Origin of the sequence: Acinetobacter sp. CIP 102529 (assembly GCF_000368325.1) — a bacterium.
GTDB lineage: Bacteria > Pseudomonadota > Gammaproteobacteria > Pseudomonadales > Moraxellaceae > Acinetobacter > Acinetobacter parvus.
Map to the genome: position 1 here is coordinate 1099322 of NZ_KB849355.1, position 12849 is coordinate 1112170.

At 40.7% G+C, this 12849-nt stretch carries 11 protein-coding genes and 1 pseudogene; 4 read left to right on the top strand and 8 right to left on the bottom strand.

Translation table 11 applies throughout. The features are described from left to right. Positions 1-176, top strand: a pseudogene (locus F972_RS15910) (IS701 family transposase); the annotation flags it as partial. Positions 177-189: 13 nt separating this feature from the next. On the opposite strand, the gene F972_RS10520 reads toward F972_RS15910, so the two are convergent. From F972_RS10520 to F972_RS10550, 7 genes are all read right to left on the bottom strand, one after another. Then, entirely contained in the window at positions 190-1362 is a 1173-nt protein-coding gene (locus tag F972_RS10520; protein ID WP_004769711.1) for a hypothetical protein, read from the bottom strand. Positions 1363-1540: 178 nt separating this feature from the next. Next, positions 1541-2920, bottom strand: a complete 1380-nt coding sequence (locus tag F972_RS10525) for a hypothetical protein (protein ID WP_004682926.1) — start codon at positions 2918-2920, stop codon at positions 1541-1543. Positions 2921-3249: 329 nt separating this feature from the next. Beyond that, the gene (gene dcd, locus F972_RS10530; protein WP_004682928.1) at positions 3250-3819 is read right to left on the bottom strand and encodes a dCTP deaminase; all 570 of its coding nucleotides are present in this window, start codon (positions 3817-3819) and stop codon (positions 3250-3252) included. 115 nt (positions 3820-3934) lie between these two features. Beyond that, positions 3935-4528: a LysE family translocator gene (locus F972_RS10535; RefSeq protein WP_004682930.1), complete on the bottom strand. Its 594-nt coding sequence runs from the start codon at positions 4526-4528 to the stop codon at positions 3935-3937. Between the two features lie 272 nt (positions 4529-4800). Continuing rightward, a complete protein-coding gene (locus F972_RS10540) occupies positions 4801-5829 on the bottom strand; it encodes an IS701 family transposase (RefSeq protein WP_081399043.1) in 1029 nt (342 codons plus the stop codon). 68 nt (positions 5830-5897) lie between these two features. Then, on the bottom strand, positions 5898-7127 hold the full coding sequence (gene apbC / locus F972_RS10545; protein ID WP_004769713.1) for an iron-sulfur cluster carrier protein ApbC: 1230 nt from the start codon (positions 7125-7127) through the stop codon (positions 5898-5900). A 158-nt stretch (positions 7128-7285) separates the two neighbouring features. Further along, positions 7286-7822, bottom strand: a complete 537-nt coding sequence (locus F972_RS10550) for a hypothetical protein (RefSeq protein WP_004769715.1) — start codon at positions 7820-7822, stop codon at positions 7286-7288. A gap of 476 nt (positions 7823-8298) precedes the next feature. Here F972_RS10550 and metG point away from each other — a divergent pair, with 476 nt between their 5' ends. From metG to F972_RS10565, 3 genes are all read left to right on the top strand, one after another. Further along, positions 8299-10356 carry a methionine--tRNA ligase gene (metG, locus tag F972_RS10555; RefSeq protein ID WP_004682934.1) on the top strand — a complete coding sequence of 686 codons (2058 nt, stop codon included), beginning with the start codon at positions 8299-8301 and terminating at the stop codon, positions 10354-10356. A 91-nt stretch (positions 10357-10447) separates the two neighbouring features. Then, the gene (locus F972_RS10560) at positions 10448-11320 is read left to right on the top strand and encodes a 1-aminocyclopropane-1-carboxylate deaminase/D-cysteine desulfhydrase (protein ID WP_004682936.1); all 873 of its coding nucleotides are present in this window, start codon (positions 10448-10450) and stop codon (positions 11318-11320) included. Positions 11321-11373: 53 nt separating this feature from the next. Beyond that, the gene (locus F972_RS10565; protein ID WP_004682937.1) at positions 11374-12570 is read left to right on the top strand and encodes a BaiN/RdsA family NAD(P)/FAD-dependent oxidoreductase; all 1197 of its coding nucleotides are present in this window, start codon (positions 11374-11376) and stop codon (positions 12568-12570) included. 46 nt (positions 12571-12616) lie between these two features. Here the strand turns inward: F972_RS10565 and F972_RS10570 are convergent, their stop codons facing one another. Next, positions 12617-12796 (bottom strand): hypothetical protein, encoded by a 180-nt coding sequence (locus F972_RS10570; protein ID WP_004675071.1) that lies wholly within the window; start codon positions 12794-12796, stop codon positions 12617-12619. Positions 12797-12849 lie beyond the last annotated feature (53 nt).

Genomic DNA, 12849 nt, shown 5'->3' on the forward strand with positions numbered 1-12849 from the left:
ATCATATTTTTTCAGCCTTGATGGCCTACGTTGAGATACAAAAGAACCAGTTTGAGGGGATCTTTGAAAATGTATATCATTGGCAGAAGAAATTATTTAGACCAATGATCAAAAACTTCATTGATGACTTTATTCTCGATAAAAATCATCTGCTACCACAGAGAGTCTATAAATAACAGTGCGTAAGTCCTATGTACTTAAACGAATAACTTTATTATTGATCAAACCACTATTTGCCCATGTAATATTTTTGGTGACTACACGGGTTTTACTATCTGTACGAGTACGACTACGTACCATATATTGACAGCCAGTTTGATTAAAGCTTGGACTATCGGTAACACTACCATTATTTCCACAACTACTCGTACCACTTTGAGAAGGGCTAAGTGATGTTTCCCAACCACCATGCAGCAGTGTCCAAGCCGAAACAGCTCCATTTACAGGGGTTATAACATCTGAAGTAGTTGCACCTACAGTAAAGGTCGGCGCACGAGCACTCGTTGCAGCACCACTATTGATACGGGCAGTTGCCGCCAACCCGAGTGTATTGTTATAACTTGAGTAGGCTGAACCTAAACCAGTCGCAGTTTCCGCCCCATCTAGCGTTTGGAACAGTTTAAGATTAGTGCCGTTTAAACTCACTCCATTCATAATCGCCTGTAAACGCAAACGGTTTTCACGTAGTGTAGTTGCCCCACTCGCGCCATTCACATAACGATTCCCATTTGCATCGATACTATTCAGCCCAAATTGATTGTCAGTGGCGGTAAGATTTTCTGTTTTACTCAGGTCACGAACAAATGCGTCTGCCCATGTACCCAGCTTAAGGTCATAGCTATTCGGGTCAGTTCCCAGTAATGTGCCATCACTTGTGAGTAAATTGGTCAATAAAGGTGCTTCAATATTTAAGATACTTAATGAGCTATCAACACCTGCAAAGTTAGGTGTGGTCACAGTGTTCACACTGATTAACCACGGATTATCTGCTGTGCCTATATTGACAGTATTGCCACTAAACTGTTTTGTGGAATCGCCGTCATTTCCTGAAATGGAAAGCCCATATAACCATAAGTCAGCTTTGCCAATTTTAGTTGTTGGATTGTTCGTGTTGTAAGTGTCAATCGTTGAGCTTAATGGTCCCACTGGAATAATTCGGGTATAACCTATACCTGCATTATCATTTGCACCGTTAAACTGCATACTAAAGTCATTGAGCGTAAATGCTATACCCTCACCCGTAACTTCTGTGAGGCTACTATCATCTAAAGGCTGCAAGGCATAAGCAGGCATACAGATTGAAGAAACCACAATCAGGCTTATCGAACGTGCTAGCGTGGTTATTTTATGATTATATTCCATAGTCTTTCTTCCTGCTCCTGCTATCCGTAAAAATCCATTTAACTTAGACATTTTTTATCAAACAAACAGAATTCAAATAGTTTCTTTATCATGCTAGCTTTGCTATAAGCATGCCAGTTACAACCTTTATCAATCATGCCTGCAAGATAATTACACAAACAAAAAACCACAACGGTGTCTAGCAAAATTTTAAGGTACCGTAGCAGTTAGGAGTAAAATTTTGTGTCGCCAATTGCAAATCCGTTAGCGTCATTTGTGGACGTGTTGCATTGATCAGGTTAAGATTTCCCGAAGCAATAGTAGTACCTGTTAAACATTCTGAAGCCAAGTTATTACCACAAAAAATTGGATTATCTGTTAAGTAACTACCCACCTGCCCGAAAGTCTGGTTCAGTGTCGACTTAGGAATATCTACAGACTGAGATGTTTTAATATAACCAATGTCTATCGGATTAGATAATTCCAACCACCAACCTGTTTGTGCAAGCGACTTATTACCTGGCCATTGTAGTTTTTGTGACTGCACTGAAAGAGAAGCCGCTGTACCATTTAAGTTCGCTTTATGGAAAAATCCTAGATTCTCATTAATAGCAACATCTACGTTTAGGTTTTGCAAGGTGCCCGTAAGCTCTCTATCTAACGTTATAAGCCCACCCGCCACTGCAACAATATTACCAGTCAAATCAATATCTCTCACTTTTGCATTGGCCGTCAGTGCCGCACTGGTAATTCGCTTACCCGTAATCACCTGCTCTGGTAGTGTTAAATCAGCTTTTAAAATATTACTTCCAGTCGCCTTGTCACGCAAATTCAATGCATAAGACTCGGTCTCAAAGTCTAATGTTCCAGCACCAAAGAGCAAACAACACACCTTCCCCGTAATCGGATCGTAACCGTCAGACTGATTGAGGGTACCTCTTGCTGCCTCACCAGACACCAAGCTCGTGCCAAAACCATTAACATTTGACTCACCTTTGGTGGCAGCTGTGACCATATAACCACTTAATGAATTAATCCCATTTTTAGTACTAGAGTTTTCCTCACCAAAGGTTAACAAACCTTGAATGGATTCAGCACTGAAATTCACCCCCACAAGCTGTCGAGTCGATGCACTGTCAGGATTCTTGATTGCAAGCTGCATAAATGGGTTGTTCAGAATAGCTGAGGAACCCACACGAGCAGCCCTATCAGCATCGGAATCTGTGTTTGATGTCGATGAATTTCCAAGACCACTTAGACTCACGTTATCAATATCAATATCACAGGCATTTGCACCATTTACACCACCACAACCCAGTTGCAACTTTTTAATATTTGCGTTGAGCTGAAGTTCAGCCTCCATACCAAATTTATAGAAGCCAATATTGCCATTGGTGCTGTTATAGGAATTACCAGTATCGCTAGGGGCAAGGTATTGCAGGGTAAATAATGACTGACCTGTCGTCGCAGACATTTCACTATCCGTAAGACTGTGTAAAGTATCAGAGGCATACGCCGAATTTAAGCATAGGCTACCCAATGTCAGCATTGCCAAATGAAGAGACTTAAACCGTCGCATAACGACCTCCTTGTTTAAAACATCCATCTATGTTTATTTTTATTGCAACTTTTGCCTAATGCCCACCATCTCGCACTGACCATTGTGTGGACACGCACACTTAAATTTCAGGCGTTTTTAGCAGACAATTCTATTCTCCATTATGCCGAATATTTACACAAATGCAAAATATATTAGGTAAACGTTTTATTTTCCGATGAATGAATTATTGTTCTTAAATAATTTCTTTTAAATATATGTCTGAATATTATATTTTTATTCCTTAAATATAAGGTTTGTATTGCAACAACCAAAAAACTTTATGATTGTTGCAAAATGTAATTTACAAATCATGTTTTCGGCAAGGTCACACCCGTTTGCCCCTGATATTTTCCGCCACGGTCTTTATAGGATATTTCACACACTTCATCACTTTCAAAGAACAGCATTTGTGCAACACCTTCGCCTGCATAAATACGTGCTGGCAAATTGGTTGTATTGGAAAACTCAAGCGTCACATGACCTTCCCACTCAGGTTCTAGTGGCGTTACATTCACAATAATGCCACAACGCGCATAAGTCGATTTACCAAGGCAAACTGTCAATACATTGCGTGGGATACGGAAGTATTCAATAGTACGTGCTAGCGCAAAGGAGTTTGGTGGAATAATGCAAACATCAGACTCAATATCAATAAAACTTCTGTCATCAAAGTTTTTTGGATCGACAATGGCAGAGTGAACATTGGTAAAAACTTTAAATTCACGTGCGCAGCGGACATCATAGCCATAGCTGGATACCCCATAGGAAATCAGTTTTTCTCCGTTTGCATCGAAACGAACTTGATTCTCTGCATAAGGTTCAATCATGCCGTGTTTTTCGCTCATTTCACGAATCCAACGATCAGATTTTATTGCCATGACTTTTTATCCAAAGACGAAGTGAATGATTGGCAGGTACTTTAACGCAAAATGACATCAATGGAAATAACAGAACCCTGCTACCTAGATTGTTCAAGGCAGCAGAAAATTAGAATTAGAGATTGATCAGAGCTGAGTAGCTAATTGGAATTGAGAAGCTGACCAAGACAACTGATGCGGTACGTTGTAATTTGGATTGCGACAGCCATTTTACTTTATTGGTGGCGAGCGCTGCACCAACAGAAATCCAGAACAATGCAATCGGGAGAATCAGTGCAACAAATGTACCCATATGCGCCATGTAGATTTGCTGACTGTTCCATGCCACTGCTGGAAAAATAGCTGAGGCAAATAATAACGCTTTAGGATTGAGTAAAGTCGCACACAATAACTCACGCGGGCGAATGGTCGGTTGGTTTAACGCCACTTTCTGATCGGCAGTACGCCATAATTTTACAGCCAGAAAAACAATATAGCCTGCGCTCAATAATTTAAGAAAAGTGGGTAATAAAGGTAGTGTAGTAGAAACTTTGCCGATCAGCATTCCCCATGCACTGATTGCAATGATATAACCAATTGCCTCTGCTGGAATGAGTAATAATGATTTACGCAACCCCACCTGAATACCTGAAGATGCAAGCAGGGTGTTGGTTGGGCCAGGAGTAAGCAAAATGGTGATGACTAAACCAATAAAAAACCATGAAATCATTGAATGACCTCACTAAAAGATGTTTTTACATTAATCCAATTGCTCATCCATAGCAAAATTTTAACTGTAAGCACTTATGACGGCATATTATTTAAGCACATGTTTTATTTATATTTTTATAATTTCAAGTCCACTTTACTCTAAAGTCACTGCATAAAAATTGGTAATTTTAAATAGGTTAAATATAACGTATTGCTTAAATCATGTTTGTAAAACAGCTCTGGTTTATAAAAAAAGACCTCTAAATTTAGAGGTCTAGGACTTACGCACTATTATTTATAGATTCTCTGTGATAGCAGATGATTTTTATCGAGAATAAAGTCATCAATGAAGTTTTTGATAACTGGTCTAAATAATTTCTTCTGCCAACGATATACATTTTCAAAGATCCCCTCAAACTGGTTCTTTTGTATCTCAACGTAGGCCATCAAGGCTGAAAAAATATGATTCAAAATCAGTTTAGATCGTCTTACTTGAAACTTTTCAATATGACAAACCTGTTTAATCACTCGGTGATATTGTTCTATTTTCCAATGACTTGAATGTAATTCATGAAAACCCTCAAAGGACAATAAATCATCTTCATCTTGATGCACAATATAAAACCTCTGCTGTTCTTTTAACTGAGTCTTAAATAATTGTACAAAGCCAAAATCTTTGAGCCAGACCACTTGACCCTGATGGAAATCTGGCAATAAACGCAGTTGAAACCATTGTCCTTTTTCTGGGGAAACCTTACGGTTACAGTCGATACCAAACATAAATCGAATACCATGTTTTCTTATGGTTTTTAGATTTGCAGTCGATGAATACCAACTATCACCTGTAATAAATTGAATCTTTGCACCCCAACTAAGTACTTCACTTAACATATCCATAAAGTAATCATTCTTGGTTTTACCCTCAGATTTGTCATAAATTCGGAAATTAATTGGAATATTTTGACCATTCTGATCTGTCGCATACAAGGTAATGAGATTAATACCCTTGACGGATCGGTGGTGTTTGCCTGACCAAAAATAGCTAACTAAGTCCATATGTTGACTATATGGTTTATCTAAAACAGTATCATCAATACTGACTATAAGTTTATTATTATCAATATGTTGAATTGCTTCTTGATATAGGTCGTGAGGTGTGTAGTCTTCACGCTCTAGAAAGCGATTTACACTATCATGCGAGATATTATAAGTCTCGGCAAGTTGTGTGCAGCTAATAGAGTTCGGTTCTGTCATGAGAAAGCCCATATAAATGGGTAATGTACAAGTTGCTGTAGAAGCATGTTTAGTTCGTCTGATCACAGATACTTTATAAACTATTTTAATACTTTTTTGAATCCGTCAATGCGTAAGTCCTAAGGTCTTTTACTTTAGAAGATTCGTTTGTCATCTCTTTGGCGTTTAGGCAGCTTTTCCATGTGTTGTATTACAGCTTGGGCAATATTGATATAGCTTTGCGCCGCGCTATCCTGTGCAATCACGCTCGGCTTACCGTTATCTGCATGCTCACGAATTTTAGCATCCAGAGGCAAGCGTCCAAGCAATGGAATATGGTATTGCCCAGATAACTGATCGCCACCTCCTGTACCAAAAATCTGCTCTTCATGTCCACAGTTAGAGCAGATATGGGTGGACATATTTTCAATCACACCCAATACAGGGATGTTCACTTTATTAAATAATTCAATGCCTTTTACCGCATCCATGAGCGCAACATTTTGCGGTGTGGTCACAATGACGGCACCTGTGACTGGAATACGCTGTGCCAACGTAAGTTGAATGTCTCCAGTGCCTGGTGGCATATCAATCACCAACACATCCAGATCAGGCCACAAGGTTTGATTAAACAATTGCATGAGTGCGCCTGTTGCTTTTGGTCCTCGCCAAGCCACTGGGGTATTGTTCGCCCCAATCAGGTGCCCAATCGAAAGTACCGCCATGCCGTAAGCATCCAGTGGAACAAAGTGTTCATTTTCAATCAGGGGGGTTCTACCCGCATTACCCAGCATGGTTGGAATACTTGGGCCATAAATGTCTGCATCCAAGACCCCAACTTTTAAACCCAATTGCTGCAAGGCAAGCGCAAGGTTGACCGTAGTGGTGGATTTACCCACCCCACCTTTACCCGACGATACCAGAATCACATTCTGGATACGTGGATGGGCTGCCACATCGCGTTGCTGCGGCGCAGCTTTTTGAATTGGTGGATTATTCGGATCAGTTTCAGCTTTAGCTGAGGCATCCATGACTGGCGGTAAATTGCTATTTTCCGCTTTAGGCTTGGGTGAGCAGCTATGCGCAGCTTCGCCATGTGCTGCATGTTTTTGCTGGATGATATGAAGATTGAGTTCCTGAATCCCACACTTTTCCAAGGCTTCGGCAAGCTCATCGTGAATCTGTTGTAAATGGTCTTTTTCTTGTGGAAAGGTATTGATGGTCAGTTGTAAAACATGCTCTTGTACGTTGACCTGACTAATACGGTCTTTTAAGCGATTCTCTGAATAGGGGAGGATATAGTTTTGTAGAACGGTTTGGATGTCATCTTCCTTGACTTCTTGCGCTGGTGAAAAAACAGATTTTAAGGAAGAAAGCCACGACATTTTGTTTACTCCAAAAACAGATCAACATATCACTGAGTTTGGCTAGTTTAGCAGTATTGCAGAATAGACGCTCACATCTACGAAGATAATTGCTCATTTTTTATAGCGTATTTTCTTCTCTCAATATGAACGTCCATAATTTAGAACTGTGGCAACAATTAACCTTTGAGTTTATTTACAGCATCGGTTGCCGCTTTCTTTAAATCATCCAGCTTAGTACTCGCCTGAGCTTTCAGTTCATCAAGTTTTGCAGCAGCCTCATCTTTTAACTCAGCGGCTTTAGCCTTTGCATCATCAAGTTTATGGCTGGCCTCTTCCTTAAAGTGATCAAACTTCTCTTTTGCTGCTTGTTGAGTATCGGCTAATTTATCTTTTAGTTCATCCGCCTTGCTTGATAAAGCTGCCTTAGTTTCATCATACTTTTCACTTGCATTGCTCTTTAAGTCATCCAGAGTTTGTTCCCCTTTTTGTTTCAATTCAGTCGCTCTGTCTTTTGCCTGCTGCAAGTCAATTTTGGTTTGCTCATGGTCTTTTGATGCAAAGTTTTTAACATCTTCGACAGTTTCCTGACCTTTTTGTTTAATGTCTTTGCCCACCTCACTGACCTTATCTTTTGCCTGCTGGAAGTCTGCCTTGGTCTGTGCCAAGTCTTTCGCGGCAAAATCTTTTAACTGATCAATTTTGTCATTACTCATGGTGTTATTCCTCTTGTTATGTCGTGAAAGCTACAATTTTTTTCTGGCTATACTTATACAACGTTCTGGCAAAGCGTGGCGAAATTGCTGCAAATTGAAACAATTGGAATACAGTAAGCTTCAAATCATTGCTGATGGATAACTTTTTGAATTTTTGGATATAAAAATCCTATCAATGAATCAAGTCAATTTTAGGCTGGAAACTCTTTTTTGAAGATTTCATATAAAACATGCCAATAACGATGCAGAGACTAAATTCCAAGATCGCATTTTTCTCTCCAGCGATTTGATGCCGTGTTTATTTTCATTTAAATAGACGTACTTTGATTGAAGCCAAAGTGAAGTTTTGATGAAGTTTAAAACTAACATAGGCAGTCTAATCCGATTAAAAAGATTTCACCGATTCCCTTGTGCAAGTCTGTCTTAAGTCATGTAAAATCATCCACCTTGTAAATACGAATGAGAGAACAATATCCGTGCGTAAAATTTTAGTCACCAATGCCCTCCCTTATGCCAATGGTCCTATCCATATGGGTCACTTACTCGGTTATATCCAAGCAGATATTTGGGTTCGTGCGATGCGTGCAATGGGTCATGACGTGACTTACGTTTGTGCGGATGATGCTCACGGTACAGCGATCATGTTACGTGCTGAGGCAAATGGCATCAGCCCTGAAGCGCAAATTGCCAATGTTCAGAAAGAACACATTCGTGATTTTGATGGTTTTGGTGTGCATTTCGATCATTATGATTCAACTCATAGCGATGCAAACAAAGCACGTGCATCTGAGATTTATATTAAAAACCGTGAAGCAGGCAATATCGCTGTTCGGCCTGTCACACAATTATTCGATCCTGAAAAAGGCATGTTCTTGTCTGACCGTTTCATTAAAGGCACGTGCCCGAAATGTAAAGCCGAAGATCAATACGGCGATGCTTGCGAAGTCTGCGGTACAACCTATAACGCGACTGAGTTATTAAACCCACGCTCAACTTTGAGTGGTGCGACGCCTGTTGAGAAATCGTCAGATCACTATTTCTTTAAACTTCCGAATTTCTCAGAATACTTACAGAAATGGACGCGTGATCAAGGTCGTTTACCTGTTTCGATTGCCAATAAGCTGGATGAATGGTTCGATGCTGGTTTATCTGATTGGGATATTTCCCGTGATGCACCTTATTTTGGTTTTGAAATTCCAGATGCACCAAACAAATATTTCTATGTTTGGGTAGACGCACCGATTGGTTATATGTCGAGTTTTGAAAACTACATCAAAACTAAACGTCCAGATTTAAGTTTTGATGATTTCTGGAAAAAAGACTCTGACAAAGAAGTCTATCACTTCATTGGTAAAGACATCGTTTACTTCCATGCATTGTTCTGGCCTGCAATGCTTGAAGGTGCGAACTACCGCACGCCATCAGGTTTATTCGTAAATGGCTTCTTAACGGTGAATGGTCAGAAGATGTCAAAGTCTCGTGGTACATTCATTAAAGCTGAGACCTATTTACAGCATTTAAATCCTGAATATTTACGCTATTACTTTGCGTCTAAGCTTTCTGACAAAGTTGAAGATTCAGATTTGAATTTGGATGACTTCGTTCAGAAAGTAAATTCGGACCTGGTTGGTAAAGTAGTGAATATTGCTAGCCGTTGTGCAAAATTCATTAATAGCAATTTCAATAATACTTTATCCAGTACCTGTGCTGAACCTGAGCTGGTTCAAAGCTTTATTGATGCGGGTGATTCGATTGCCAAGGCATACGAGGCACGCGAGTTTTCTGCGGCAGTTCGTGAGATCATGGCACTTGCGGACAAAGCGAATCAATATATTGATGAGAAAAAACCGTGGGCACTTGCAAAACAAGAAGGTCAAGAACAACAAGTTCATGATGTTTGCTCAGTCGGTATTAACTTATTCCGTCAACTTGCGATTTACTTGGCTCCAGTGCTTCCTACACTTGCGGCTCAAGTTCAGGCATTCTTGCAGCTTGAAAGCTTTGATTTTGAATCTCGCAAGCAGATTTTAGTGGCACATGAAATTACTCAATTCCAACCGCTTATGCAGCGTGTGGATCCTAAAGCAGTTGCAGCAATGGTAGATGCGTCTAAAGATTCTTTGGCTGCTGCGGCAGAAGCGCCAAAAGCCGAGAAGAAAAAAGAGAAGAAATCCGAGAAAAAGCCTGAGCCAAAAGTGGGTGAAGCTGAAATTATTGGTATCGAAGATTTTATGAAAATTGATCTTCGTGTGGCAGAAGTTTTAGAAGCAGCAACCGTTGAGGGTTCTGATAAATTACTTCAACTCACTTTAAACGTCGGTGAAGCTGAACCACGCAACGTATTCAGTGGTATTCGTGAGTTTTATCAGCCAGAAGATTTAAAAGGCAAATTAGTGGTGATGGTGGCTAACCTTGCACCGCGTAAAATGCGTTTTGGTATTTCTAACGGCATGGTACTTGCGGCGGGTAATGGTGAAGGTGTTTGGGTGATTTCACCTGAATCTGGGGCTAAAGCGGGTGATAAAGTGTCTTAAGATTTAGATCTGAGATGAGAAAAAACCTCTACTGACATTCTCAATCAAATACATTTACAATGTGGTCAAATTCATTTCTCGTTCGCAAAAAATGTTTGATCACATTGCCTTTCCCATTCCTTATCAAACATTGCAGCTTCCCCAGCCTGTTCAACTGACCATCAAACGCCTTGATCTGATTCATCCCCAGATTTCGGGCAACAAGTTTTTTAAACTGAAATACAACCTCTTGGCAGCACAACAGCAAGGTTTTTCTCAAGTCCTCACTTTTGGTGGTGCATTTTCCAATCATATTGCCGCAACAGCCTTTGCAGCACAGCATTTTGGTTTTCAAAGTATTGGCATGATTCGTGGTGAAGAACTGGCTTCGCAACCATTCAATCCAACGCTACAAACAGCGCAGGATTTAGGGATGCAACTACATTTTCTCAGTCGTTTCGAATATCGTTTACGCCATCAAGCTGAGTATCTACAACAGTTGCAGCAACAATACCCTCAAGCCTTTATTATTCCAGAGGGCGGAAGCAATGCCCTTGCCATTCAAGGGACACAGGAAATCCTCTCCCCTGATGATTTAGAAAATTATGACGTAATTTGTTGTGCTGTGGGTACAGGTGGAACCCTTGCAGGCATTATTGAAAGCAGCTCAGAGCTACAGCATGTTTTAGGCTTTTCTGCATTAAAAGGTGATTTTCTCAAACATGACATTCAACAATGGACTGATAAAAGCAATTGGTCTTTAACTGATGCCTATTGTTGTGGTGGTTATGCCAAAACCACGCTTGAACTGCTGCAATTTATGCAGCAATTTGAACAACAATATGATATCCCCTTGGAACAGGTGTACACCGCTAAAATGATGATGGGACTTCTTGATTTAATCCAGCACAGTCATTTCCCTGCCCACACTCGAATCCTGGTCATTCATACAGGTGGGTTGCAAGGGAAACTCAAAACATACTAAAAGCTGTTTAAATCTTTTATAATTGCCCGCTTTTCGTCTACCGAGTAATACTCATGGTTCATCAGGTTGATGTTATTGTTTTAGGTGCGGGTGCATCAGGCCTGATGTTGGCTGCTGAAGCAGGCAAACGTGGGCGTTCGGTTGTGGTACTGGAAAAGGCCAATAAGATCGGTAAAAAAATTCTGATGTCAGGGGGAGGTAAATGCAACTTTACCAATCTGGATGTTGAGCCCTCCAACTATATTTCCGAAAATCCACATTTCGTGATTTCGGCCCTTAGCCGTTATACCAACTGGGACTTTATTGGCTTGGTCTGTGAATATGGCATTGAATACGAAGAACGCAAGCACGGACAACTGTTTACCCTGAACGGGGCCAAGGAAATTCTGGAAATGTTACTCTCAGAATGTGACAAGGCCAAACAGGTCAAAATTCAAACCCACTGCGAAGTTCAGCAGATAAGATCCCAGACTGATTCAGGTTTTGTCATTGAAACCAGCCAAGGAACTTATCATTGTGAATCACTGGTTGTAGCAACAGGTGGCTTATCCATTCCAACCCTAGGCGGTTCAGGATTTGGCTATGAACTTGCAGAGCAGTTTGGCCATCATGTTTTCCCTACCCGTGCAGGTCTGGTCCCCTTTACCTTTTCAGACCATTTTAAGGAAGTCACGACACGACTAAGCGGCAATGCCCTAGATGCCACCTTAATCAATGACCGCCATCAATTTACCGAGGCCCTGCTATTTACCCATCGTGGTTTAAGTGGCCCAAGCTCATTGCAGCTTTCAAATTACTGGCATGTAGGGGAAAGCTTCAACATTGATTTCTTTCCAGGTCAGGATTTCGTGCAATTTTTTAAGGAAAAGAAAAAAGCACAGCCTAAGGTATTACTGCGTACCCTGTTAAATGAATTCACTGCAAAAAGTATCGTGCTGGAACTACAGCAACTGATTTGGGCGGAGCTAAGTGAGACAGCGATTGGAAATATCAGCGATCTTCAACTTGAACAGATTGCAGCGCAACTGCATGCATTTACAGTGAAGCCATCGGGAACGGAGGGTTATCGTACTGCCGAGGTCACGCTTGGAGGAGTGGATACCAGCGAAGTATCCTCAAAAACAATGGAAAGCAAGAAACAGAAAGGCTTGTATTTTATTGGTGAAGTGCTCGATGTGACAGGTCATCTAGGGGGATATAATTTCCAGTGGGCATGGTCATCTGCCCAAGCCGCAGCCCAGTTTGTCTAGCTGTTTTGCAGTACAGAATAGTGTTTTGCACTACCCTTGAAATATTTTAACTTCGTTCATCTGAAGAGTTTGCTGCCTCTGAGGAAAGTGCCTGCTGAGTATTTTCAATCGGTTTCTCTTTCACTGAACCCGACTTGGCAACCACAAACTTATACGCACTGGCCAAAAAGCCTACAGTGATGCCTGCAATAATAATGGGTGCGAATACACGATTTGGCCTCTTCATTTTATCCTCCTATAGACTTTTTATTTTGGGGCGGTTGATATTTTATAAATGAA

What these genes read in the sequence shown, in the direction of transcription:
- F972_RS10520 (WP_004769711.1), bottom strand. Translation starts at nt 1,362, where the DNA reads ATGGAATATAATCATAAAATAACCACGCTAGCACGTTCGATAAGCCTG.
- F972_RS10525 (WP_004682926.1), bottom strand. Translation starts at nt 2,920, where the DNA reads ATGCGACGGTTTAAGTCTCTTCATTTGGCAATGCTGACATTGGGTAGC.
- dcd (WP_004682928.1), bottom strand. Translation starts at nt 3,819, where the DNA reads ATGGCAATAAAATCTGATCGTTGGATTCGTGAAATGAGCGAAAAACAC.
- F972_RS10535 (WP_004682930.1), bottom strand. Translation starts at nt 4,528, where the DNA reads ATGATTTCATGGTTTTTTATTGGTTTAGTCATCACCATTTTGCTTACT.
- apbC (WP_004769713.1), bottom strand. Translation starts at nt 7,127, where the DNA reads ATGTCGTGGCTTTCTTCCTTAAAATCTGTTTTTTCACCAGCGCAAGAA.
- F972_RS10550 (WP_004769715.1), bottom strand. Translation starts at nt 7,822, where the DNA reads ATGAGTAATGACAAAATTGATCAGTTAAAAGATTTTGCCGCGAAAGAC.
- F972_RS10560 (WP_004682936.1), top strand. Translation starts at nt 10,448, where the DNA reads ATGTTTGATCACATTGCCTTTCCCATTCCTTATCAAACATTGCAGCTT.
- F972_RS10565 (WP_004682937.1), top strand. Translation starts at nt 11,374, where the DNA reads ATGGTTCATCAGGTTGATGTTATTGTTTTAGGTGCGGGTGCATCAGGC.
- F972_RS10570 (WP_004675071.1), bottom strand. Translation starts at nt 12,796, where the DNA reads ATGAAGAGGCCAAATCGTGTATTCGCACCCATTATTATTGCAGGCATC.